General features: G+C 40.6%; 17 protein-coding genes and 1 tRNA gene. 12 read left to right on the top strand and 6 right to left on the bottom strand.

The genetic code is table 11. The features are described 5' to 3' along the window. The first annotated feature begins 626 nt into the window (after nt 1-626). Nucleotides 627-5,012: a CARDB domain-containing protein gene (locus CLI64_RS25790; protein ID WP_103139893.1), complete on the top strand. Its 4,386-nt coding sequence runs from the start codon at nt 627-629 to the stop codon at nt 5,010-5,012. Nucleotides 5,013-5,149: 137 nt separating this feature from the next. Here CLI64_RS25790 and CLI64_RS25785 read toward each other — a convergent pair whose 3' ends face one another. Both CLI64_RS25785 and CLI64_RS25780 read right to left on the bottom strand, forming a co-directional pair. Continuing rightward, nucleotides 5,150-6,328: a toll/interleukin-1 receptor domain-containing protein gene (locus CLI64_RS25785; RefSeq protein WP_103139892.1), complete on the bottom strand. Its 1,179-nt coding sequence runs from the start codon at nt 6,326-6,328 to the stop codon at nt 5,150-5,152. Nucleotides 6,329-6,457: 129 nt separating this feature from the next. Further along, nucleotides 6,458-8,185 carry a succinate dehydrogenase/fumarate reductase flavoprotein subunit gene (locus tag CLI64_RS25780; protein ID WP_103139891.1) on the bottom strand — a complete coding sequence of 576 codons (1,728 nt, stop codon included), beginning with the start codon at nt 8,183-8,185 and terminating at the stop codon, nt 6,458-6,460. Between the two features lie 315 nt (nt 8,186-8,500). Between CLI64_RS25780 and phnD the strand changes: the two genes are divergently transcribed. The 7 genes from phnD (at nt 8,501) to CLI64_RS30980 (ending at nt 17,848) form a co-directional block, all read left to right on the top strand. Then, nucleotides 8,501-9,538 (top strand): phosphate/phosphite/phosphonate ABC transporter substrate-binding protein, encoded by a 1,038-nt coding sequence (gene phnD, locus CLI64_RS25775; protein WP_103139890.1) that lies wholly within the window; start codon nt 8,501-8,503, stop codon nt 9,536-9,538. Continuing rightward, nucleotides 9,535-11,277, top strand: coding sequence for a sensor histidine kinase (locus tag CLI64_RS25770; protein WP_103139889.1), 1,743 nt, complete (start codon nt 9,535-9,537; stop codon nt 11,275-11,277). The genes phnD and CLI64_RS25770 overlap by 4 nt, the downstream gene beginning before the upstream one ends. 515 nt (nt 11,278-11,792) lie before the next feature. After that, nucleotides 11,793-14,801 carry a peptidase domain-containing ABC transporter gene (locus tag CLI64_RS25765; protein WP_103139888.1) on the top strand — a complete coding sequence of 1,003 codons (3,009 nt, stop codon included), beginning with the start codon at nt 11,793-11,795 and terminating at the stop codon, nt 14,799-14,801. Nucleotides 14,802-14,855: 54 nt separating this feature from the next. Then, entirely contained in the window at nt 14,856-16,436 is a 1,581-nt protein-coding gene (locus CLI64_RS25760) for an HlyD family efflux transporter periplasmic adaptor subunit (RefSeq protein WP_103139887.1), read from the top strand. 161 nt (nt 16,437-16,597) lie between these two features. Then, entirely contained in the window at nt 16,598-17,092 is a 495-nt protein-coding gene (locus CLI64_RS25755; protein ID WP_103139886.1) for a DUF427 domain-containing protein, read from the top strand. Nucleotides 17,093-17,482: 390 nt separating this feature from the next. Then, complete coding sequence (locus CLI64_RS25750; protein ID WP_103139885.1) at nt 17,483-17,623, top strand: ribbon-helix-helix domain-containing protein; 141 nt, start codon at nt 17,483-17,485, stop codon at nt 17,621-17,623. A 48-nt stretch (nt 17,624-17,671) separates the two neighbouring features. Continuing rightward, nucleotides 17,672-17,848: a hypothetical protein gene (locus CLI64_RS30980; protein WP_157943322.1), complete on the top strand. Its 177-nt coding sequence runs from the start codon at nt 17,672-17,674 to the stop codon at nt 17,846-17,848. Between the two features lie 10 nt (nt 17,849-17,858). On the opposite strand, the gene CLI64_RS25745 is transcribed toward CLI64_RS30980, so the two are convergent. The 3 genes from CLI64_RS25745 to CLI64_RS25735 form a co-directional block, all read right to left on the bottom strand. Further along, nucleotides 17,859-17,930, bottom strand: a tRNA-Asn gene (locus CLI64_RS25745). Nucleotides 17,931-18,246: 316 nt separating this feature from the next. Then, complete coding sequence (locus CLI64_RS25740; RefSeq protein WP_103139884.1) at nt 18,247-18,795, bottom strand: NYN domain-containing protein; 549 nt, start codon at nt 18,793-18,795, stop codon at nt 18,247-18,249. 397 nt (nt 18,796-19,192) lie between these two features. Continuing rightward, nucleotides 19,193-20,275 carry a glycoside hydrolase family 10 protein gene (locus tag CLI64_RS25735; RefSeq protein ID WP_103139883.1) on the bottom strand — a complete coding sequence of 361 codons (1,083 nt, stop codon included), beginning with the start codon at nt 20,273-20,275 and terminating at the stop codon, nt 19,193-19,195. A gap of 134 nt (nt 20,276-20,409) precedes the next feature. Between CLI64_RS25735 and CLI64_RS25730 the strand changes: the two genes are divergently transcribed. The 4 genes from CLI64_RS25730 (at nt 20,410) to CLI64_RS25710 (ending at nt 24,067) form a co-directional block, all read left to right on the top strand. Further along, the gene (locus tag CLI64_RS25730) at nt 20,410-21,273 is read left to right on the top strand and encodes an alpha/beta fold hydrolase (RefSeq protein WP_103139882.1); all 864 of its coding nucleotides are present in this window, start codon (nt 20,410-20,412) and stop codon (nt 21,271-21,273) included. Nucleotides 21,274-21,583: 310 nt separating this feature from the next. Next, nucleotides 21,584-22,042 carry a pentapeptide repeat-containing protein gene (locus tag CLI64_RS25725; protein ID WP_103139881.1) on the top strand — a complete coding sequence of 153 codons (459 nt, stop codon included), beginning with the start codon at nt 21,584-21,586 and terminating at the stop codon, nt 22,040-22,042. 862 nt (nt 22,043-22,904) lie between these two features. Beyond that, nucleotides 22,905-23,342 carry a CAAD domain-containing protein gene (locus CLI64_RS25715; protein ID WP_103140879.1) on the top strand — a complete coding sequence of 146 codons (438 nt, stop codon included), beginning with the start codon at nt 22,905-22,907 and terminating at the stop codon, nt 23,340-23,342. A 125-nt stretch (nt 23,343-23,467) separates the two neighbouring features. Beyond that, the gene (locus CLI64_RS25710) at nt 23,468-24,067 is read left to right on the top strand and encodes a trans-aconitate 2-methyltransferase (RefSeq protein ID WP_103139879.1); all 600 of its coding nucleotides are present in this window, start codon (nt 23,468-23,470) and stop codon (nt 24,065-24,067) included. 43 nt (nt 24,068-24,110) lie between these two features. On the opposite strand, the gene CLI64_RS25705 is transcribed toward CLI64_RS25710, so the two are convergent. Continuing rightward, entirely contained in the window at nt 24,111-25,166 is a 1,056-nt protein-coding gene (locus CLI64_RS25705) for an S-layer homology domain-containing protein (RefSeq protein ID WP_103139878.1), read from the bottom strand. Between the last annotated feature and the right edge of the window lie 52 nt (nt 25,167-25,218).

Below are 25,218 nucleotides of genomic sequence, written 5' to 3'. Positions count from 1 at the left end.
GGGTGATGAGTAGCAACTATTCTGTAGTTACCCTGAAAGTCTTGCAATTAGCCAATACGTAGCCACTTGTTTTGATGAAATGGCAGATACTCAATGGCCAAGTAGTGCTAATTTTGTGATTTAACGTATTTCATTGTATCTAAGCTTTCAAGATTTGTTCAATAAACTTTATCCTTCTTAACTAGAGTTGAGAATAAAGGATAGCGATCGCGAAATCATCTGACCTTTCCCGCACCCTCTGATCGGAAAAGACTAGGTTTCAAACCCATACCGAATGAAGAATAGCTGCATTTAATTTTAAATCTGGAATTGATTCATATATCTGATTAATCGTGTCTCTACATAATACTTTTTATCTAATGTGGACTGTATTGTTTGAGCAAGTATCCCTGACTGCACATATTTTGTACAAATAAATTAGCCACTAAATATTATTTTTCTGAAGAAAATATATGCTTTTAAAGTATGGTTGTCATTGAGTATTAACTTGATTACACTAATTCATGTAATCATTTATAATCCCTGTAATTCCTTCAGTGAATTAATCCTGGATTAATCTTCAGATAATTTCAACTTTCATTTTCAGATAATTCAGTTTATTCATTTAGTTCAGAAAATTCAGTTATATGAATAATGAAATCAACAATATTCATCCATTAGATGATGTAAATCGAATGCTGTCATCTAACCAGAATCCTAATATTTTTCATCAGGGCGGAGATTATTTCCCTTCTGGTTTCAGTAATGTAAATTCCCTCCAATCCAGCATTCATAGTAGTTCCATATGGCACACACTAGACTCTTTAACATCCGATACTTATCCTGTTAGCTATCTAACTGAAGGTATTGAGAGCAATAGTGTCTTGATGACAGCCACTGCAACGGCTCGACCAGACTTAACAGCACCAAACGCCCTAATTCCTCCGTCGGTAATCGTTGGTGGCAATGTTCAAATCACCTATGAAGTGAAAAACCAGGGTAGTGCGAGTGCTGGATATAGCTACACTGATTTCTACTTATCTTCAGATTTGAATCTCGATAGTAGTGATGTGTATCTAGGCTTTGACTATGTGAATGGTCTGGCGGCTGGTGCATCTAGTCAAGAATCAGCCACATTCAACATTGGTAGTAATATCAGGCCTGGTAACTACTATTTGATTTACTATGTCGATGCTGATGGCTATGTGAGTGAAAGTAATGAAAATAACAATGCTTTTGGTGCGTCAATCTCAATTACCCAACCAGACTTAACAATATTAAACGCCTCAATTCCCACCTCAGCCAAAGCTGGTAGCAGTATTCAAATCAATTATCAAGTGAGGAATCAAGGTAATGGCAGTGCTGGTGCTAGTAATACCAGATTTTACCTATCTCCAGATTTGAATATCGACAGTAGTGATGTCTATCTAGGCTTAGACGCTGTGAATAGTCTGGCGGCTGGTGCATCTAGTCAAGAGTCAGTCACACTATCCATAGGTAGTAACATCAACCCTGGTAACTACTATTTGATTTACTATGCTGATGCTGATGGCTATGTAAGTGAAAGTAATGAATATAACAATGCCTTTGGCAATCTCATTAATATTACTTCGGCAGGGAATCCAGATCTAATAATTCAAAATCCCACAGCACCAACGACTGCATCATTGGGTAGCACTATTGCATTGAATTATCAGGTGAAAAATCAAGGTGTGGGAAGTGCAGGTGCAAGTACCACCAGATTCTACCTTTCCAAAGACACAACATTTAGTACAGATGATGTGTTGTTAGGTTCAGATGCAGTAAATAGCATTGCCGCAGGTGCTGTCAGTTCCGAAACTGCATCGATTCTCATATCCAATAGCATCGCGGCTGGTAACTATCATTTATTGTTCAGAACTGATGCTGATAGCACAGTGGCAGAAAGTAATGAAACTAATAATGTGGTTTCTCGTGCCATCACAATTAACGCTGCCGATTTAATAATTCAAAATGCCACAGCACCGACGACTGCATCAGTGGGTAGCACTATTGCATTGAGTTATCAGGTGAAAAATCAAGGTGCTGGAAATGCCGTTGCCAGTACCACCAGATTCTACCTTTCCAAAGACACAACATTTAGTACAGATGATGTGTTGTTAGGTTCAGATGCAGTAAATAGCGTTGCCGCAGGTGCTGTCAGTTCCGAAACTGCATCGATTCTCATATCCAATAGCATCGCGGCTGGTAACTATCATTTATTGTTCAGAACTGATGCTGATAGCACAGTGGCAGAAAGTAATGAAAATAATAATGTGGTTTCTCGTGCCATCACGATTAACGCTGCCGATTTAATAATTCAAAACCCCACAGCACCGACGACTGCATCAGTGGGTAGCACTATTGCATTGAGTTATCAGGTGAAAAATCAAGGTGCTGGCAATGCCGTTGCCAGTACCACCAGATTCTACCTTTCCAAAGACACAACATTTAGTACAGATGATGTGTTGTTAGGTTCAGATGCAGTAAATAGCATTGCCGCAGGTGCTGTCAGTTCCGAAACTGCATCGATTCTCATATCCAATAGCATCGCCGGAGGTAACTATCACTTGCTGTTCAGAGCCGATGCTGATAGCACAGTGGCAGAAAGTAATGAAACTAATAACATCGTTTCTAGAGCCATCACAATTAATGGACCAAGACCTGATCTAATCATCCAAAATATTTCCGCGCCTAGTATTGTTGACCCTGGAAACTCATTTACACTCAACTACCAAATAGCGAATCAAGGTACTGCTAGTGCTGGTAATCATACAACTAAGATTTATTTGTCTAGAGACACAACTCTTAGTAGCGATGATAGATTGTTAGCCTCTGACCCTAACTACTTCTATCCTGTACTGAATGCTGGTACTTATAGTTCAGAGTCTTACTTCTATTTGTCTATAAGTAGGGATATCAATTTCGGTGACTACTATCTGCTATTGCAAGCTGATGGCAATGGCGAAATCAGTGAAAGCAACGAAACTAACAATGTCACCGCCAAAGCGATTACAATTGCTGCACCCGATTTAATTGTCCAGAATCCTTCTAATCCCACTAGTGCCAACATTGGGACAGCAATTTCACTGAGCTATCAATTAAAAAACCAAGGTAATGGCAATGCAGGTTTTCATTTCACGAATTTTTATCTTTCCCAAGACCAAACTCTCAGTAATGATGATGTCTATTTAGGCTTTGATACCATCTCTAGTCTTGCACCCTCTGCCGTAACTTCACGCTCTACATCTTTAACAATTAGAAGCAACACTGTTCCTGGTAATTATTATCTGCTGTATAGAGCTGATGGTGATGGAAAAATCAGAGAAAGCAATGAAAATAATAACGTCGCTGCGAGAGCAATTACGATTACTGCGCCAGATTTAGTGATCGAAAATGCTACATCCGCTAGTAGTGCTGCCATCGGGGCTACACTGCAAGTTAACTATCAACTGAAAAACCAAGGTAATGGCATTGCTGGAGGAAGTAAGACAAGTTTTTATCTTTCACGAGATGGGGCATTTGGTGATGATGATATCTACTTAGGTATTGAAACTGAGGCTAGTGCTAGTGTGACACCTGGTGCCTCTATTTCTCGCTCCACGGCTATTACACTTGTTCCTACGATCAATCCTGGCAAATACTACCTGATATTTAAAGCCGATGGAGCAGGATCTGTTGCTGAGAGCAATGAAAGTAACAACGGCATTTACATCACAACACAAATCAATATTACTCCTGTTAATGGCGGTGGATTTAACTCCACTACAGGTTATGGCTTAGTCAACGCTGCCGCCGCCGTAGCCAAAGCCCTTAATCAAAGCACCTTTGCTGATGTCGCTGACTTGGGTAATTATGATTGGGGAGCGGATGCGATTAAAGCACCAGAAGTCTGGGCGAAGGGATACACTGGTCAGGGTGTGATTGTTGCGGTGGTGGATAGTGGCGTGGACTATACACACCCAGACTTGAGTGCCAATATGTGGAGGAATAACAGAGAAATTGCGGGTAATGGCATAGATGATGATGGCAATGGTTTCATCGATGATATCTATGGTTGGAACTTTTTCGGCAACAACAACAATCCACTGGATGATAACGGTCATGGTACTCATGTAGCTGGTACTATTGCTGCGGTGAGAAATACTTTTGGAGTGACTGGTATTGCCTACAATGCCAAGATTATGGCACTGAAAGCTTTGGGTGGTGCTGAAGGGAGAAGTTCAGGTAATTCCGTAGGCAATAGTATTCGTTATGCCGCAGATAATGGGGCGCGTGTGATTAATCTCAGCTTGGGAGGAGCTAATCCTAACCCTGATACTCTCTCAGCTATTCAATATGCCATCAGTAAAGGAGCAATTGTTGTTTCCGCTTCAGGTAATGAAAGTGAGTTAGCACCTGGCTACCCCGCTCGCTATGCAGACCAGTTTGGAATTGCTGTGGGAGCAGTTAACTATAACAGAACCCTAACCGATTTTTCCAACCGTGCTGGAACAACCACACTGGCGTATGTCACAGCCCCTGGTGCATACGATGACTTTTTTGGCATTGGTATATATTCGACGCTTCCAGGTGGTCAATATGGTCTGATGCCGGGAACATCAATGGCGGCTCCTCACGTTGCGGGTGTAGTGGCTTTGATGCTGAGTGCTAAGAACAATCTCACCGATGCTCAAGTGCGTCAGATTCTCACTTCTACCGCCGCGAATGGTGGTACACTCCCCAGTTCTACTTCTAGCACTGCATCGACAGCCAGTAGTAGCAATTCTGTGATATCTAGGTCAATTTCTAGTCCTACGAATAACACAACATTGATGATTTCTAATTGGACTGCAATTATTGGTGAGGAAAGTATAACTGAAAATCACACTGAAAATGTTGACAGTTTCTCAGAACCATTTTTACGGTATCAGGATAGTCAGCAAAACATGCTCTCAGATGAACAGGTTGATATTCATGAAAATATCATAGGGAAAAGACGTAGCAACAGCCGTAAGTCTGGCAGAATGAGTTGATTTTAGAAGCATCCCACTTTTTTGGGTGTCATGGCGATCGCAACAAGAAAGGGGGAGTGTTGAGTAATGAGTAATAAGTAATGAGTAAATACTCTTTACTTATTACTTAAAGAGTGTTAACCAAAACCCTCAGAATTTTACACTTTTAAGACGGTTTGATTAAAAATAATTTCATTGACTATATCCATCACATCATTGACAACATCCTCAGCAGTCATTTCATTATTAATATATTGATTGAGTGACTTAAATTTGGTGATTGAAATGTTACCCATAAGTTGATTATCCCAATCTTTTAACATTTCATCAAAGACCCGTTTCGCATCACCATTAGTGCATACAATGGGAATCACTGGAATTTTTTCTTGTTTAGCGTAAAGATAAGTTTCATAAGTACCGCCAAGACCACCTATGAGGATAACCACATCAGCTTTTTGCAAACATTTCAGCCATTCATTAATCCCTGGTTCTGTGTATTCTAAAGTTCCACCTCTGAAAATAGGTTGTGTTCCATGCACAACTACTTGGGTTAATTTACGGGAAAGAGGAATATTTTTAAGTGCTAGCTGATTGGCGAAACTTTCTGCTACTACATAATCTACGCCTTGCCAACCACCTGTTATCAAATTATAGTCATAATTCGCTATTTTCTCACCCAGATTTTTCGCAGTTAGATAAATCTCTGGAGGAAGTTGATAATTACCTGTACCAGCTACTAAGATGTTCTGATTACTTCTGAGTTTTACTGCATCATCTTGAATGTTGCAGGTGATCTGATTAATAAAATCATCAAAGTTTTTCACTGGATTAATGCTGATTTTATCAGCTATAAAGAAAATAAAGTCATCAATTTGATGAGAGATTTCGATAATTTTATCGGCTATATTATGAATAGCAGAATATATATCTGAGTTAAAATCAGAAGCGATAATTTTTTCTATTTTTTCTTTTTGCTGTTTCCAGTAATTTATATAGTGAAACTGTCCTTCTTTGCTGTATATGTCAGCATCCTCTAAGACGATGGGAAAAATTCTTTGTTGATATTCTTTAGATTTAATAACTTCTACAGCCTCAAACATACAGTATTCTGATTTTAGGTATTTGTCACTAATCACTAAAATCACATAATTACCGCGACCAATTGATTCCATGAATTGCTTAATGCTTTTTCCTAGAGATAAATGATAGCGATCGCGAATTAATTTATAGTTTTGAGCAAGTAGAGTATCACAGATTTGATCAACTAATTCTTCCCGGCGTTTTCCTGATTCGCTGTTATTGTCTTTCCAAGCATAGGATATATAAATTTCGTTCATATTTTTAAGCAAATACTGAGTTTAATGTCAAAAGTTGGTCTGATATTTACCCTTGCCAATTCCCGAAAATTTGGCATCAAACTCAGTATTCCCGCAAACACGAAGATTTTATCAATCAAATCGCCAAGACTAATATTTTCTCTCCTGTGGCTCAAACATGGTAATGGCTACCGGACGATATTGAATATCAATTCCGGCTGGTGAATAATAAGCCATTGTATGCTTGAGAAAATTAGTATCATCACGCTGGGGATAATCTTCCCGAAAATGTGCGCCGCGACTTTCTTGGCGATTGATAGCTGAGGTTAAAATAGTCTGTCCGACTACCATTAAACTCCGCAATTCTAAAGCTTCTACAAGTTCTGTATTCCAATAACTGTCTTTATCATCTAAATAAATCTGATTGTATTGTTTTTGTAGGGCAGTGATTTTTTCCCAGCCTGTACGCATTAATTCCTCAGTGCGAAAAACGCCACAAAATTCAGTCATCGCATCTTGAAAAGCTTGGCGAATTTGGTTAATACGGTATTTTCCTGGCTGTTCTAGTAAAGATTGAATTTCTTGTTGAGCGGCTTTGATGTAATGTTGTTCATCTATATGAGGTAATTTACGTTGCTGTACGTATTGAGCGATCGCCGCCCCAGTGCGTTTACCATAAACTACGCATTCTAATAGGGAATTACTCCCCAAGCGGTTGGCACCGTGAACGGACACACAAGCCGTTTCCCCAGCCGCAAAGAAACCCTCAACTAAACTATCGCCACTGCTGCGGACTCTCCCATCAGTATTGACGGGAATTCCCCCCATACAATAATGAATCGTCGGGCGTACTGGCATAGGTTGAGTAACTGCATCTATCCCCACTAGGCGGTGTGCTTCTTCCCAACAGAAAGGAACACGACTCATAATTTTTTCTTTCCCCATGTGTCGCAAATCCAGATAGACAAAGGGGCCGCCAGCACTCCCATCAGGATTGATTCCCCTTCCGGCACGAATTTCATACGCGATCGCCCGTGAAGTGATGTCACGGGGGGCTAGTTCCATGCGGCTAGGTGCATAATTAGCCATGAAGCGATCGCCTTCAGAGTTAATCAAATACGCCCCTTCTCCCCGTACCGCTTCCGAAATCAACACCCCCACCGGATACAACCCAGTCGGATGGAACTGCACAAACTCCATATCTTCCAAGGGTAAACCCGCCAAAGCTGTCATCGCCAAACCATCACCCGTGGAAGCATAATCATTAGAGGTGGTGTTATAAACGCGACCATAGCCACCTGTCGCGAACATCACAGCTTTTGCTCGTACCACCTCAATATGACCATCTAACAGGCGGTACATCACCAAACCTTTAGCTTCATTGTCTACCAAAATCAGACGCATCACATACCATTCTTGGTATATATGCACACCATACCGCCGTAAATTATTCACCAATTCATGTAAAATTGCGTGACCCGTTTTATCAGCCGCGTAGCAAGTACGATTGTGAGAATGTCCCCCAAAAGCCCGTTGTGCAATGCGACCATCATTTAAGCGGGAAAACAAAACCCCCATGTGTTCCAAATCAATCACTACATCGGGTGCTTCTTGAGTCAAAATTGCTACTGCATCTTGGTCAGCCAAATAATCAGAACCCTTGACTGTATCAAAGGCGTGTGCTTCCCATGTATCCGTATTATCCACATTTTTCAAGGTTGCTGCGATACCACCTTGAGCCGCCACCGAATGGGAGCGAATGGGATGAGTTTTCGCCACCACCGCCACCTTTAAACTAGGATCAGTCCGTGCAATTTCCACCGCCGCCCGACATCCCGCCAATCCGCCCCCGACAATAATCACATCATGTTCCAACATAACTAGCCCCTGGCTAAATACTGTTGTTCTATTTTGACCTTCTTCTGAGGTGTAGTACCAATTCAAAATTCAAAATTCAAAATTCAAAATGACATTTGCAGACTCGCTAACACTGCGCTAACAAAATTAAGAAAGTGAGACTCATCACTCATCACTTAGCACGGGCTAAACGCCCCGCTTCCGCTAACAGCACTCATCACTCATTACTCACCACTCACTACTCTAGACTTGGTCATGATCAGCGAATATACTCTTAAAGCAATATGTGTTTAGCTGATTCCACTCCAGCAATGTTGCTCGCTCAATTCTAATCCTATGAAAAAAGCCTGGCATTGGCTGATTACTAAGCAGTCGGTACGGAGTAGTAAGATTTTAATTTCCGGTGCGATCGCTTTACTACTGACCATTAGTTGTACTGACAACGCTTCAAAATACAATCGCTCTAGTATCGAGGCTACTCCCTCATCATCTCCCTTGAGGATATACCGACGTACACAAGAACGACAAGGTACAGTATACGAAGGCTCTCCGACTGAGAGTAGTAAAGACGATTTGCCGAAACTCCGTATTGGAGTCATGCCCACCCAGAATCAAACAGATCAAGAAAAAATTCTTCAGGCTTTAGATAAATATTTAGAAGAGTATCTCAAGCGACCAGTAGAGTTTCAAATTGCTCAGGATAATAAAGAAGTCGTCCAGTTACTAGTTGAAAATCAAATACAAATTGCCTATTTAGGCTCTGTAACTTATTTAGAAGCAGTAGATAAAGGTGCGAAAATTCAACCTTTAGTAGCTCCTATAGATACCATCTCTGGTCAACCTTGGTATCGAATGTGTATTGTAGTTAATGCCAATAGCAATATTCAAAAATTATCAGACCTCAAAGGAAAAAGTATTGCTTTTGTTGATCAAACCTCTAATTTCGGGTATCTTACAGCCTTAGCAGAGTGGAAGCAAGAAAGACAAGAAAACCCCTATCAAGACTTTACTCAAGTCATCTATGTAGGCAATCATGAGCAAAGTATGGCAGCCTTAGAAAATAATCTTGTAGATGCTGTAGCTACTAATCTGACAGCTTGTAATAATCAACAAAAAGATGGTAAGATGCCTACAAAAAATATCAGAATCATCACAGAAACTATTCTCACACCCAATTTTCCCATAGTAGTATCGACAGAATTACCAGACCAGGTAAATCATCAGCTTCAGCAAGCTTTTCTCAGCCTTCCTAAAGGACTTGATTTGATTGGTGGTAGTCAGTCTGACGGATACACCCTTGTCGTTGCTGCTGAATATGATCAAATACAAAAAATCCGCCAAGAATTGAACTTAATTTCTCTCCCATCAAAATGAAAATCTCTACCAAGCTACTAACTAGTTCTGCTGTATCTGTTGGACTTGTGGTGGCTATCCTCATTGGGAATACAGTGGTGGTGCAGCAGATTAAGGAAACTGTGCGCGAGAAAAGTAATGGAACTGCGGAAACCATCAAAGCAGCACTAGCAGCAGATAACGCCTTAAAGTCGGAAATTATCACACTCAAAGATTTCGTGCTTTTCCAAAATCAAAACGCAGAAATTGAAAAGTCTCATGCGGAGTTTATTCAAGCCTTGGATGAGTTAGAACGCCTCATGCCAAATACTCCAGAAATCTCCGTTATTCGTACTCGTCATCAGTTTTTGCGCCGCATCGCTACTCAATTAATTGAACAGAGTTCTAATCAAGCTAATGTAGAAAATTCACAGTTGTATTTTCGCTCAATCAATTCTTTTAACCGAGATATTAAATTATTTCTTGATCAACTAATTAAACGTGCTGATGAACAAAGGCTTGCTGTAGCACAAGATTTAGAAAATTTACACCAAGTCCAAAGAATTATTTCTTTCGTGGTTGTAGCAGTGATTTTAATGCTGATGGTTGGTGAATTTATGCTCATTTGGCAACCGACCATCAAATCTTTGCAGAACTTACAAACAGGAACATCGGAAATTGCTACAGGTAATTTTGAATATCGTTTAAATATTCTCACAGGTGATGAAATTGAAGATTTAGCTAAAGCATTTAATAACATGGCGGTGAAGTTAGCTAAATCCCACGAAACACTAATTAAAAATACAGAACTTACCCACATGAATCAGCGTTTAGAGTTAGAAATAGCTGAACGCAAACAAGCAGAGTTAGAACTACAAATAGCCTTACAAGAACTACAAAGTACCCAAGCACAGCTAATTCAAACTGAAAAAATGTCTAGCTTGGGTCAATTAGTAGCTGGAGTTGCACATGAGATTAATAATCCCGTCAATTTTATCTATGGTAATGTGACCCACGCCAATGAATATACTAAAGAACTGTTACAGTTAATCCGTTTATATCAAGAAGAATTTCCTACCCCCAGTCACACAATTCAAGCCAAAATTGATGACATGGACTTAGAGTTTATTCAAGAAGACTTACCGAAAATTCTTGGTTCAATGACAATGGGGTCTCAACGCATTCAGCAAATAGTGTTATCCCTACGTAATTTCTCTCGTCTAGACGAAGCAGAAATGAAAGCCGTTGATATTCACGAAGGAATTGAAAGTACACTATTAATTTTACAAAATAGATTTAAAGCAAAACCAGAGAATGCAAAAATTGACATTCTCAAAGAGTATGGAGAGCTACCTTTAGTAGAATGCCATGCCGGACAGTTAAATCAAGTATTTTTAAATATTATTAATAATGCTATTGACGCTCTCAATAGTTACAATGCCGAGCGATCGCCGCAAGAAATCGCCAATGATCCCAGTTACATTAAAATCACCACCCAACTGCTTCAGAATGAGCGTGTGGTGGTAAGAATTGCCGATAATGGCCCAGGAATGACGGAAAAAGTCAAACAAAAGTTATTTGACCCCTTTTTCACCACTAAACCAGTAGGACAAGGTACGGGATTGGGTTTATCTATTAGTTACCAAATTATTGTAGAAAAACACTCTGGAGTCTTGCGGTGTGAGTCGGAGTTAGGTAAAGGGTGCGAATTCTGGATTGAAATTCCCCTACATCAGCAAGAAACCCCAGCCTCAACCGTCCCCATACAAGCGATCGCCTAGTGTCGATTTGGCATAAGTAGTATTACTGCAACAGGGTAGAAATCAACCTATGGGGTAACATCTAAGGAGAGAAATCTTAGCTATGTCCCATGCCATCGTTATATTTTTTACTATTTCTTCACATTTATTAAGTGTTTATCATAATAAAAAAATGTGATATTTTGTCCCTAAATATATTTTCTTAAGTATTACACTCTAAATGGCTTGAATAATCAAGTTGACTAACGTTTATGTTCTACTTTGCCGTATATTCAGCATTATAGATTAACGATTTGGTTTTAATTTTAGTCAAGTGATTATATAAAGTCAGCAAATTTTCCCTAGATTGTGACTAGAATTAATACTTGTATACTTACGTACGTCCCTAAAGTCAATTTATGCCATTGCCGTCTATGTATACCTTGTCATTTTTCAGCAAGTTGTCAAGACTGTTAAACCAGGGACTACAGTATTTTTTGAGATGCGTGTAGAAAAGCTGCTAGATAAACTTATTGAATCAAACCACACTTTTAGCTATGACCTATATAAAAAATACCTTTCAAGAATTCTTACTGACTATAAAGGGGTTTGAACATCTACCCACTACAGAAATAAATCTTTTACTAGAGCGACTGCAAGCATTCCGTTATCGTATCGGTCAACGCATTATCAGTAAAGAAATAGTCCCCGATCGCATCACAATCATCTATGAGGGACAGGCGCGATTATTGGGATTTGACCCCCAAACACAAATGCCCAAAACCCTGAAATTATTACAACGGGGAGAGATAATTGGCGAAATTGGATTATTGCGTCAATTGGGTTGTGAAACGGCGATCGCCTCAACCGACGAAATGATCGGTTTAACTATAGAAGCCAGCGAATATGTGCGGTTATTGTCTACCTATCCCGCCTTTGCACAGGCACGCGAAAATTCCTGTCACATCATGGAAATCTTCGATATTTTGGGCTTGCAGATCGCAAAGCAGGCCAACGTCATCGATAACCTAGATGAACTAGCAGAACAAGCAGGTCAAACCGCTAAAATACAATATCTCTCACCTGGCAGAAATTACTTTCATCAGCTAGACAAAAATACAGTTTGGTTTTTGAGTAGCGGGATCATTAACGAATTTCCTGTTGGTTCGCGTCTCGAACCCCAAGATGGTCAAGAAACCATTATCGTCAGAAGTGACAGTCCTGCACGATTGTTGGGTTTAGCACCATCGGCTTTATCATTCCTCAATCCTCGTAATCAATCACAACTAGCTGTTAGTAGCAGTCAAACCCAGATCACTGAGACGATGGAAATTCCCTACGCCTCAGATGAAGACTATTCCCAATTTCGCAGTACAACTGCCAATAGTAAAAATCCCCGGCAAAAATACCCCTTCTTTGGTGGCAAGGGAGAATTAAATAGCACTTTTGCTTGTTTTCAGATGCTCACGAAGCATTTACAAATCCCCTTTCGTCGGGAAGTGGTACGTCGTCTGTTATCTGAGCAAATCAAACGCCAAGGGACAATTTCCTTCCCTGTTTGCGCCTATCTAGGAGAATTAATTGGCTTGAAGGCCAATTTAATCGATGTTCCCACGGCTGCTATTACTCGCATCCCCACACCAGCATTAGTGCGTTATGGCGAAAATTTTGCCGTTTTATACGCCGTCGATGCTAATCAAGTCGTTTTAGGTGTCCCATCCCAAGGGATAGTTCGCTGCAAACCAGCACAAATAGTTGAACATTTAGAAACGATAGAAAATAGTTTTCCACCACAAGTCAGGGTACTACTGCTCACCACCACCAAGGAAACGCCACAAGAACGCTTTGGTTTACGGTGGTTTCTTCCCTATTTGTCACGCTACAAAAGAGTCCTCACAGAAGTCTTTATCGCTTCCTTTTTTGTACAGTTAGCACAGCTAGCCAATCCCCTAGTTATCCAACTGATTATTGATCAAGTCATAGTTAAAAATAGCACCAGCACACTTAATGTTCTGGGAGGCTTGTTATTGGTAGTGGGGATATTTGAAGCTATACTCACCACCTTACGGACTTATTTATTTGTGGATACCACCAACCGCATTGATATGGGTTTGGGGTCACAAATTATTGACCACTTATTGCGGCTACCACTGCGCTACTTTGAAAAGCGACCAGTCGGGGAGTTATCTACACGCATCAACGAATTAGAAAATATCCGTCAGTTTCTCACCGGTACAGCTTTAACCGTGGGATTAGATGCTGTATTTTCAGTGGTTTATATCATTGTCATGCTGTTTTACAGTTGGCAATTAACCCTAGTGGGTTTAGCCACAATTCCCATATTTATCGTTATCACCTTAATTGCCTCCCCGACAGTTAGTAGACAGCTACGCACCAAAGCCGAACGCAACGCTAACACCCAATCCTATTTAGTCGAGGTAATGTCGGGGATTCAAACAGTCAAAGCGCAAAATATTGAATTGCGATCGCGCTTTTCTTGGCAAGAGCGATACGCTCGATATGTAGCAGCTGGATTTAAAACTGTCGTCACCTCTACCCTCGCTAACTCCACCAGTCAATTTCTCAATAAACTCAGTAGTTTACTAGTGCTGTGGGTGGGTGCTTACTTGGTATTGCAGCAGCAGTTAACTTTAGGGGAATTAATCGCCTTCAGAATTATCTCTGGTTATGTTACTAGCCCCATCCTACGGTTAGCACAACTGTGGCAAAGCTTCCAAGAAACAGCCCTATCCCTAGAAAGATTAAGCGATATTGTAGACACACCCCAAGAAGCAGAAATTGACCGCTACAACATCCCGCTTCCCGAAATTCAAGGTGCGATCAAATACGAAAACGTCTCCTTTAGATTCGTTAATGGCGGGCCTTTGCAACTATGCAATGTCAATCTGGAAATTCCCCAAGGAAAATTCGTCGGGATTGTCGGGCAGAGTGGCTCCGGTAAAAGTACGATGATGAAACTGCTACTGCGACTTTATGACATAGAAGCAGGCAGAATTTTGATTGATGGCTACGATATCGCCAAAGTAGAACTTTATTCTTTGCGTCGCCAAGTCGGTGTAGTTCCCCAAGAAACCCTGTTATTTGATGGTACAGTCCAAGAAAATATTGCTTTGACTAATCCCGATGCTTCCACAGAAGAGATTATCGAAGCTGCGAAAATTGCCGCCGCCCATGAATTTATTATGGGTTTACCCAACGGCTACAATACCAGAGTTGGTGAACGCGGTGCTGCACTATCCGGCGGACAAAGACAAAGAATCGCGATCGCTCGTTCTATTCTGCAAAGACCCAAACTATTAGTCCTAGATGAAGCTACCAGTGCTTTAGATTATCCCACCGAACGTCAAGTTTGTCTCAACCTCGCCAACGCCTTTCAAGGTAGTACAGTCTTTTTCATTACCCACCGTCTCAACACCGTCAGCCACGCAGATACAATCGTCGTCATGGATGGCGGTAAAATCATCGAACAAGGTAGCCATCAAGAATTAATGGCTGCTAAAGGTCATTATTTCTATTTATATCAACAACAAGAAGTGAATTTGTAGTTAGTCAATAATCAATAGTCAATAGTCAACAGTTAACAATCAAAAATTACAACTATGACGCAACTTAACACTAACAATGGTAACGGTAAGCATGACCGTAAGCATGACCAGGCGATCGCGGTTGATGCTGAAGTTTTAACACCTCAGACCCCACCCCCTCCTCAATCTTCCATTAATACTAATTACCAAGAGTTTGAACAGTCGGTTGTATTGCGTCAATCTCCTATTTGGTCACGCACCATCATGCTGACTCTCATGGCTTTGGCTTGTTTTGGCGTTGCTTGGGCATACTTCGCTAAAATCGAACAAGTAATTCCTGCTACTGGTCAATTAAAACCAGAAGGCACAGTTAAAGAAGTCCAAGCTCCAGTTAATGGGGTTGTCAAAGAAGTACATATCAAAGATGGACAAAAAGTCCTCAAAGGTGACTTACTAATTACTTTTGAAACTGTTGCAACTGTTGCTCAATTGAATTCTTTAAATAATATTCGCAACAGTCTAATGCAGGAAAATCAGATTTATCGTCAATTAATGAATTCATCTTCCGGTATTAATTCGGAATTAGAATTTTCGCGAGTCAGATTGCCAAGAAACGCCGAATTCTTGTTAAAAAGTCGGATAGCATTAGTTACAGAAAATGATTTATTACGCACTCAATTAAGAAACTCTACTACAGGTATCGGTTTAGATAGTGACGAAAAACGACAGTTAGAAGTTGCGAAAACAGAATTAGATACTCGTGCATCTGCCGCCAGGCTAGAAGTATCTAAAATCGAAAAACAACTAGCCCAAACTGTAGTCAAACTCCAAGATACACAAGCCAGTTTAAATATCCAACAAAAGATTTTAGAGAAACTCAAAATCCTGGCAGAACAAGGTGGTGTCTCTCAGTTACAATACCTGAATCAGCAACAACAAGTCCAAAATTATGCCGCCGAAGTGGCACAATTAAACGAAGAGAAGAAACGTCTGCAATTTGATATTGAAAAATCCAGACAACAACTTTACAATACTGTCGCAGCCTCCGATAAAACTATTTTAGAAAAAATAGCAGATAACAAAAAGCGTATTGCTGATATTGATAGCCAATTTATGAAAATTGTGCTAAACAATGAGCAAAATTTAGCTGATGTCAATAGTAAAATTTCCCAAGCTCAATTAGAGTTTAAATATCAACAATTACGCGCTCCTGTTTCCGGTACAGTTTTCAATTTACAAGCAAAAACCCCTGGTTTTGTAGCTAATCCCACCCAAAAAATCTTGGAGATTATACCCAACGATAAATTCGTTGCTGAGATTTTTATCACCAATAAAGATATTGGGTTCGTCCGCAAAGGAATGAAAGCTGATGTCAGAATCGATTCATTTCCCTTTAGCGAATTCGGTGACATCAAAGGCGAGGTACTTGAAATAGGTTCAGACGCACTCCCACCAGATGAAACCCATAAGTTTTATCGCTTTCCTGCCAAAATTAAGTTAAATAAACAATACTTAGACATTAAAGACAAAAGAATTTCTTTGCAATCTGGTATGTCTTTAAGTGCTAACATCAAAGTCCAAGAAGAACGTACAGTTTTGAGTCTGTTTACAGAGATGTTTACCAACCAAGTTGAAAGCTTGAAAGAAGTAAGATAATCCTTTAGGGACTGATCATTAAAAAAATATACTATCACGTTGATGGCAACGGAGCAGGGGGCAGGGGGCAGGGGGAAATATCAGATAAAGAGTCTCCCCTGTTCCCTATTCCCCGTTCCCTTTTCCCCGTTAAAACTTTTGACTTTTGACTTTGAATATATATGTATCCTCAACGCATTGAACCCCAACCTGGACAAGAATCTGTTTGGGACTATCCCCGTCCTCCCCGCTTGGAGGACACAAACAAACACATTCAGGTAATTTTTAATGGTGTAGAAATCGTAAACACCCGCCACGCCAAGCGTGTGTTAGAAACTAGCCATCCACCCACGTACTATATCTCGCCTACAGACATCAAAATGGAATACTTGGTGTTAACACCACAGTCTAGTTTTTGTGAATGGAAGGGACGCTCTGGATACTATACAATCCGAGTGGGTGAGAAGGAAGTCCAAAATGCAGCTTGGTTTTACGCCAGTCCGACGCGCGCTTTTGCAGATATTAAAGATTATGTGGCTTTCTATGCCCATTTCATGGATGCTTGCTACGTTGATGGTGAACAAGTAGAACCACAACCAGGAAACTTTTATGGTGGTTGGATAACTAGCGATGTTGTTGGCCCTTTTAAGGGTATTCCTGGTAGTTGGGGATGGTGATTGAAGCCTGAATTCTGGAATTGACACTCCCACGGCTATGAAAACATCGCTTACGCTCGTTTTCATATAAAGCCGTGGGATTCTTGTTTCAATCAGTCCACTTACCATAATTAGTTTCCCAATCATGCCAGAGGTGGGTCTGTCCGCAAGCTTTTTGCTCCATTACAGAAGCCAGATCCGGTATGCCCTACCGTACTGTTTTGACCAATAAAACTTTGGTTTTCTGGTACTTGGTGCTTGAAGATTTTACCTACACAAGCATTCCTGTGTAGAACCCCTTATCTTCAGTTTTCAAGGTGCGATGCCTCTCGGCTCTGGGTTTTTAAAGTGGTTGAATACCCTAACCACTAGAATGATGATAGCATATTTGTAGCGCATAAAGCGATACAAATGAAAGAAAAACATTTAAGCATAAGAGTTCCGGAAAACGAAATGAAGATTTTGGAAAAGCACGCCAAGAAAACAAAACGAACCAAAACAGATTTAGTTCGTGAATGGATTCGTTCGCTAGAAAAAGTTGACTGCAACTAAAGTTGCAACGCATTCATCCCACGGCTAAAAGCCAGTGGGCTTTCTGCTTTGACTACTGTAATCTTGTTGGGAAATCTTAACTTGGCAAAATGCGATCGCCAACAGGATACTTCCAAACACAAAAATAGGCGATCGCCCTTAGACTTCTATCAATGTTTTGGTAGTATTTACGAAGTGAATAGAGACTCACTAATCACTCACTTTGAAATACCAGTTTTAGTTTAATGTTTTTAAACTCCCCAGGCTGGATTCGAACCAGCGACCAATCGATTAACAGTCGATCGCTCTACCGCTGAGCTACTGAGGAATGATTGCGCTCACAATTTATAATAGTAGCTTAGTCTTCTGGATTTGGCAAGCCTTTTTAGAAAATTTTTTTGCTTACCCTAAAAGCATTGATTTTGGGACTTCCAGAAAATAAATTATCCATTGTACTTAGTTGATATTTTCTGTATCTCCCCTGCTCCCCGCCCCCTTGCCTACAAAGTGGATAGGATGTTTTTTCGTTGAAAGTCTCTTTGCAGTCCAAACAGCCGCCAGAAACCTCAGTGACGGTGATACAGTTCATTATTTTTGTCTGTACTTAACTCTTGTCAAGAAAGACTATGAAAATCTTCAGCCCACTACTTTAATCCCATACGTAGCTCTACAAGCTTTTGCTTGGCCTTGGGATCAATAGAGCTGGCCAATCTCCTAGGAGAGTGTTGGCGTGGTTTTGCCCTTTGTTTAACTAGACAAATGGTGGTTTTAACTTCACCGCACAATTGTTCTGCTGATAACCATTCAGCCCCGTACCCCTGTACTGTTAATTGTTGTGCGCGGTCAGACGTGGCAACAATGAGTCGAGCCATCTTAGACTGTAGAAACTCATAGCGCAAAGATGCACAGGTTTTTTCTATGTATGAGTCTGCCGTTTGCCCAAAATCAGTGTAGTGAATTGATAAAAGTTCGGTGATTACTTCCTGATTACTGGCAGTATTTTGATAGTGAGCATCAAACACTATTTTGGTCTCATACCCTTGAAAAGAACTGTAGCTTGTCATGGTTTCCACGAGTTCACGCCTTGCTGCTTCTAGTCCGGCAGTGTCGCGGGTTTTTTTGAGGCAAGACCAAGCACCTATGATGTTATAACCGTCTACTAACAAAACGGCTGGGACTGGGGGACAGGACATGGTTTTTAATCACAATTTTCTAGAGTTAACAAGATCCATTCATAGCTTTTATAGTAAATGAAGCATTGCTTGTAACACTATGTTACAAAGACGAAAATAATGTGATTTAATTGCAAAGTTGAATTAAAAGTGATGGAGATTGGGGATTGGGTATGGGGAATTGGGCATGGGGCATTGTGTTTTTCTTCCCCTGCTTCCTCCGCTTCGCTAACTTCCTCTGTGTGTTCCAATTACAAGTATTTATACCACTTACCCAAAATTAAGCAACAGGTGCAAAGCTTGAAACCAAGATATTATCTGACTTTCTTAATTGCGTAAAGCCTGCGGCATAGCTGCGCTTAGAGCGTAGCGGGACGAAGTCTATTGCGAATTGCGAATTGCGAATTGCGAATTGGTATTACGCCATTCCAGTTAAATCACTGCAAGTGGGAAATGCGGCGGATTTAGCATAGAGATGATTTTGCAGAACTCTAGCTAAGGTATGATTATTCTCTCTTAAACCTTCATAAAAAAAGCAGACTTCGCCTTTAATCCCTATTTGACGGTTATACTCAATCGTCTGCACCAAATATTGGGGACTGATGCAATAAGTTCCTAACTTCAGCAGGATTCCTGGGGCTAATTTTGGTAAGGTGGCAGCAGTAAATTGTTCTTTGACTAGTTTATTGGCGATCGCTCGGTAACTGGGAAAATCCCGCCGATAAATTTGCGGGTGAATTATATCCACTATTCCCTGGTTTAACCATGTGGGCGTATCTTGCAAATATTCCCGAAATGCCCAGTCATGGATATTAGGCGCGATAGACACCAATAAGTTTGGGTTAACGGCTTTTACTTGCTGATATAGCCTTGCCCAAAATGTTGTCAAAATATCAGCGCGCCATTGTAACCAGTGTCTATCTTTGGGATTTAGCGGTGGTTGGCGGTGAAATTCCTGACGATAGCGGGCGATAGTATCCGCATCATACCCACCTTCACAGGGTAAAGCCGGAAAGCGATCGTCACCTTGAATGCCATCCACATCATAATTATTCACCACTTCCAAGACTAAATTCATCAAAAATGCTTGGACATCTGGGTTCAGGGCATTCAACCACTCAAAACCATTTTTCTTGAGCAGATTACCTTGGGAATCACGCGCTGCCCATTCTGGTTTCTGCTGTAACAGTAAGCCCCCGTTTAAATTGTAGGAACTGGCAAAGCCATATTCAAACCAAGGGATGACTTTTAATCCAACTCGCCGCGCCTCCGTCACTACCTCCAATAAAGGATCACGCCCGACTGATAGGGGATCAATTTCCAAGCCAAAGGTTTGCCGCATCGTCTGACTAGGATACAAAGTCACAGCTTGATTCCACACCACAGGAAACACCACATTAAACCCAGTGGTAGCCAGAAAATCCATAGCTTCAGCAATATTTTGCCGTGAACGCAAAACTTGACTATCGGTAGTAGTTAACCAGACACCGCGTATTTCCATAGTTTTATTTCGGGGCAGGGGACGCAGGTGAAGGAAAATGCAATGCCCTATGCCCCATTCCCAATCCCTAAAGTAGATGTTTGAACTAGCACGTTATCAAATAATTAATTAGCATTCTTGTGAACATAACACCTATGTCTGTGGTTCAGGATTCTTGGCAGCACGCATATATCAATACCAATGGGATAAAACTGCACTATGTCACCCAAGGAACAGGACGCTTGATGCTGATGTTACATGGGTTTCCTGAGTTTTGGTATTCTTGGCGGCATCAAATTCCTAAATTTGCGGAAAAGTTTCAAGCCGTGGCTTTAGATTTACGTGGTTATAACGATAGTGATAAACCTACCAGTAAATCCGCTTATGTCATGGATGAATTTATTAAAGACATTGCGGGAGTAATTCAAGGATTAGGACACGATAGTTGTATTTTAGTTGGACATGATTGGGGTGGGGCGATCGCCTGGAATTTTGCCTATGCTCATCCTGAAATGGTCGAACGTTTAATTATTCTCAATCTGCCTCATCCTGCTAAATTTACTCAAGGTTTATTGACTCTCTCACAGTTACGCCGCAGTTGGTATATCTTCCTATTTCAACTACCTTGGCTACCAGAATTGATGCTCAAAGCTGATAATTATCTGGCGATCGCGAATATGATTCCTCAGACAGCAGTTAATCAAACAGCATTTACTCCAGATGATATTGCCGCTTATCAACAAGCATCTGCTAAAACTGGGGCAATCACAGCTATGTTGAACTACTACCGCAATCTTTTTTCCAGTCTCATATTCCAAAAAAATTGGGAAATTTTAGAGACTCCTACGCTGTTGATTTGGGGTGAAAATGATACCGCTTTAGGCAAAGAGCTTACTTACAACACTCAAGACTATGTAAAACATCTCCAGATTAAGTATATTCCCCAGTGTGGACATTGTGTTCAACAAGAAAAACCAGAATTAGTTAATCGGTATATGCAAGAATACTTAGTTATTTAATTTATAATTTACATCAAAAGTATGAGTAATATTTTTATATAGGTGAATACTGACAATATTTTTACGAAAATATATCGAATGATACATTACCTTAAAAAGATTTAATATTAAATTGAGTCCAGTATTTATGCTGAAATTCAAAGACAAAAAATAGCTAAAAACCATAGCCAATCATCTTTTGAGACTCACTACACTAGCCATAATCTAGACAAGTAAATTGTGATTTAAATCAACATTGTTTAGAAAGTTAGTGAGATAATAGAAATGTGAGGAAAAGAACGGATGTTAATCAAGGAGAAAGGGGGAAATTATGAAACTCAAGCTATTAGCAGCTGTAGCCTTAGCCACTCCCCTATTTTTTGTAAATTCAGTCAAAGCTGGGAATCCACAAGACTTACAAAAACTGTTATCAACTGGGGAATGCGTAGGGTGTAATCTATCAGGCATGAACCTCAGTGGCGAGCATCTAATCGGCGTTGACTTACGAGGGGCAAATCTATCTGGTGCAAATCTATCTGGTGCTAACCTCGAAGGTGCTGATTTGACTAACGCCAATTTGAAAGGAGCAAATCTTACCGCCGCCTTTCTTACCAACGTCAACTTCAAAAAAGCCAACTTAAATAACGCCAACATGACCCGCGCTCATGTTTTCGATTCCAACGTGTATCAAGCATCAATGGAAAATCTCACCATCACAGATGCAGAAATTTATAATACTGCGATCGGCGTTGGTGGCGAAGCAGGTCAAGAAATTCCCGACTGGGATTAGTATCAACCGATTTAGGTGAATTTTAAGAAATAAAAGATGGAGTGAGAGAGTTGGGTGTTAGCCAATCACATCTCTCACATACCTCTTATAGCAATTCGCAGTTCGCAGTTCGCAGTTCGCAGTTGAAGACAGTCAGGTATTATCTGGGTTTTAAGGGTTGTATCTGTCGCAGGATTTTGGAGAATTGGTATTAGAACATTCAAAAGCAGATGGCGCGTGTTAGCTGTTGGATGTTTCAGGAATTTTCAAAGAACATATTTAGTCAAGCAAGGATGAAAGAGGGACTCTTGGCTGGGGACAAGGTAGACAAGGTAGACAAGGTAGAATTTATTTCTCAACTCACTACTCAGCACCGGCTAAACGCCGCGCTTCCGCTAACAGCACTCACCACTTTCACCCTCCAAGTCCTAATTTTTATGAAGTATTGCTATCTGAGATCAATACTTTGATTGACGAACGCGGCTTAAGATAGCTTTAATATTCAGATAAAATCAGCGTTTGTGCTTATATAAATGAGAGGTGGAGTGATTTTTGCATGATCTGTACTTTATTCCAAGTACGATGACGAGCAATTGACACAGCCTGGGATAATGACAACCGGAGGATTCCAGTTGATTCATGACAACAGAACTCAGAAAGCCGCTGATTTTATGACATCCTGTAGCCTTCTGACTTCTATCCACCTACTGACTGTCTACCTTGTAGTTGATGCAGTAGATGTTATGGGACGACTATGGTGATAGGACGCTAAACCCTATTTCCCAACTCAGTGGGATGCAAGAGTGCATTGCCTAATCAACAGCCTTTTGGTTGTAATTGTCAGGATTAGAGAACCTCAACTGTCAAATTTATGGAATTGAAAATGCAAGAACCAGAATTCGCCCAAACCCAACCTAAAGAGGCAACAATGCCAGATATCAACAACCAAACAGGAACTATTACCAAACTCCAGCCCCCTGTACAGTCTCAAGAGGAATGGGGAAAATACGTAGAACAAGTTTCTCAATTTTTAGCAACTCTGCCTGATTATGTGGGCAATTTCTTTAATCAATATAAACAGCCTTTAGTCATTGTAGGCTTAATTGTAGGTTCACTAGTGACCGTCAGGGTACTTTTGGCGGTATTAGACGCGTTGAATGATATTCCTTTAGTAGCACCAACTTTTGAATTGATTGGCATTGGTTATTCTGCTTGGTTTGTTTACCGCTACTTACTCAAAGCTTCAACCAGACAAGAGTTAAACAATGAAATCACAACTCTGAAGTCCCAAGTAGTTGGTCAAGATGGTTCAGACAACTAATATCTGACTCGATGACATATCACCTACTGACAGCTACCACAGGGTATAGACAATAATTATTTATATGGTCAAGCCACAAAGCTTGACCATTTTATTTTGAAAAATAGTTAGAAAATCAAGATTTTATGAATCCAAATGATACAGCCGCGCGATATGATCGAATCGCTCAATGGTGGCAGACTCAGCATCACGATTCACTATACGGAATTGCACAATTAGAACGAGCTATAAAGTTTACTTCTAAAAGACACTCAGCTGTTGATGTAGGGTGTGGAAGCAGTGGACGTTTTATCCGAATCATCTCTCAGCATGGGTTTCAAGCTGAAGGACTGGATATTTCTCCAGAAATGATCCATTTAGCCAAGCAGCTGCATCCAGAAATTACATTTTACACCGAAGACATCTGCTGTTGGATACCTCCTAAACTCTACAGCTTAATTTCTGCTTGGGATAGCACTTTTCATCTGCCGCTAAATATGCAAGAGCCTGTGATGAAAAAATTATGTGATGCGCTCGAACCTGAAGGAGTGCTTTTGTTTACCTGTGGTGGTGGACATACACACGGTGAAATTTCTGGGTCATTTCAAGGACGAGACTTTGATTACAGCACTTTAGGAGTAGATAGTTTTCTCAAGATTCTGACCGACCATAGTTGTACGTGTCGTCATCTTGAATACGACCAATATCCGGAAAATCATGTTTACATAATTGCTCAAAAAATCTAAGTATTGTTAACTGTTAACGTCAAGGTATCATAACTAATTCAAGCTATGGATTAGGGCTTTCCTGATTTTGGACTTTGGAATTGTGGATTTTCTCTAACTTTCCTGTTAATACTAACGCTTGGTGAATCATTGCTGCGACTTCGGCACGGGTAGCAGCTTGATTAGGGGCTAAAACTTTGGCTTGAGGATAATTAACCACTAAACCGTTAACAGTAGCAGCTGCCACCTTATCAACAGCATATTTTGGGATATCCTGAACATCTTGATAAATGCTTAAAACCTGAGTGGGATTAGCTGGTGGTTGGAGATTTAAGCCACTGGCTAAGGCGACTAAAACTTGCGATCGCGAAATGTTTTGTTGTGGTTGAAAAGTCTGATTAGGATAACCCTTTAAAAATTTGGTGCTAATAGCGTGATTAATTGCTGGTTTAGCCCAAAATTCTGCCGATACATCCCGAAAAGGGATGGTAGCTGCTGTAGTTTCTTGGTCAAAAGCTTTTTGTAATATAGCCGCAAATTCCGCACGACTGACCGATAAATTTGGTCTAAAAGTATAGTCTGGAAAACCTTGAATAATTTTACGCGCAGACAGCGCATCAATAAAATCACCAGCCCAAAATTTAGGAGGTACATCATTAAAAGCTATTGGTGGCGGAATCGTAGATTTTTGTGCAGATGGCGTGACTAAGGGTAAAGATGGGGATTTTTCAGCAGAATTCAACTCTACCGACAAAGATAAAGCAGCTGGTGGTAACTTTGCTGGCGGTTGGGGAGTTGGTGTTTCCTGAAAACTAGGTGAAGGAATCACTGGAGGTTCAACTATATCTGTCTCTGGAGGTGCAGACACATTAGGTAAGCGCGCATCGGTATCTGCTGGTAACTGTGGAGTTAGAGACGGTGTAGGGGGATTAGTTGTAGCACTAGGCGCAGTGGTGTTTAAAGATAATAGGCCATTTAAATTCCAGCCAGATTCTTGACGAGAAAACGACCAAAGCAAAATTCCTCCGATGGTGAGGAAAGCTACGAAAATCCCGATAAATTCATCGAAGCCTAAAGCCGTCGATGGAGATGAGTCTTGATCAGTGGGAGGTTTTGTCATACTCAATTAGGGATTGAGGATTAGGGACTGGGGACTGGGGACTGGGAAGATG

Source organism: Nostoc sp. CENA543 (assembly GCF_002896875.1).
Lineage (GTDB): Bacteria > Cyanobacteriota > Cyanobacteriia > Cyanobacteriales > Nostocaceae > Trichormus.
The sequence above is the reverse complement of the archived record's forward strand: the minus strand, read 5'-3'. Positions and strand labels throughout refer to the sequence as shown.

Excerpts from the sequence above, each read along its gene's own strand:
- CLI64_RS25715 (WP_103140879.1), top strand. The coding sequence starts at position 22,905 with ATGCAAGAACCAGAATTCGCCCAAACCCAACCTAAAGAGGCAACAATG.
- CLI64_RS25770 (WP_103139889.1), top strand. The coding sequence starts at position 9,535 with ATGAAAATCTCTACCAAGCTACTAACTAGTTCTGCTGTATCTGTTGGA.
- CLI64_RS25735 (WP_103139883.1), bottom strand. The coding sequence starts at position 20,275 with ATGGAAATACGCGGTGTCTGGTTAACTACTACCGATAGTCAAGTTTTG.
- phnD (WP_103139890.1), top strand. The coding sequence starts at position 8,501 with ATGAAAAAAGCCTGGCATTGGCTGATTACTAAGCAGTCGGTACGGAGT.
- CLI64_RS25755 (WP_103139886.1), top strand. The coding sequence starts at position 16,598 with ATGTATCCTCAACGCATTGAACCCCAACCTGGACAAGAATCTGTTTGG.
- CLI64_RS25750 (WP_103139885.1), top strand. The coding sequence starts at position 17,483 with ATGAAAGAAAAACATTTAAGCATAAGAGTTCCGGAAAACGAAATGAAG.
- CLI64_RS25765 (WP_103139888.1), top strand. The coding sequence starts at position 11,793 with ATGACCTATATAAAAAATACCTTTCAAGAATTCTTACTGACTATAAAG.
- CLI64_RS25760 (WP_103139887.1), top strand. The coding sequence starts at position 14,856 with ATGACGCAACTTAACACTAACAATGGTAACGGTAAGCATGACCGTAAG.
- CLI64_RS25740 (WP_103139884.1), bottom strand. The coding sequence starts at position 18,795 with ATGTCCTGTCCCCCAGTCCCAGCCGTTTTGTTAGTAGACGGTTATAAC.
- CLI64_RS25730 (WP_103139882.1), top strand. The coding sequence starts at position 20,410 with ATGTCTGTGGTTCAGGATTCTTGGCAGCACGCATATATCAATACCAAT.
- CLI64_RS25790 (WP_103139893.1), top strand. The coding sequence starts at position 627 with ATGAATAATGAAATCAACAATATTCATCCATTAGATGATGTAAATCGA.
- CLI64_RS25780 (WP_103139891.1), bottom strand. The coding sequence starts at position 8,185 with ATGTTGGAACATGATGTGATTATTGTCGGGGGCGGATTGGCGGGATGT.
- CLI64_RS25725 (WP_103139881.1), top strand. The coding sequence starts at position 21,584 with ATGAAACTCAAGCTATTAGCAGCTGTAGCCTTAGCCACTCCCCTATTT.
- CLI64_RS25710 (WP_103139879.1), top strand. The coding sequence starts at position 23,468 with ATGAATCCAAATGATACAGCCGCGCGATATGATCGAATCGCTCAATGG.
- CLI64_RS25705 (WP_103139878.1), bottom strand. The coding sequence starts at position 25,166 with ATGACAAAACCTCCCACTGATCAAGACTCATCTCCATCGACGGCTTTA.
- CLI64_RS25785 (WP_103139892.1), bottom strand. The coding sequence starts at position 6,328 with ATGAACGAAATTTATATATCCTATGCTTGGAAAGACAATAACAGCGAA.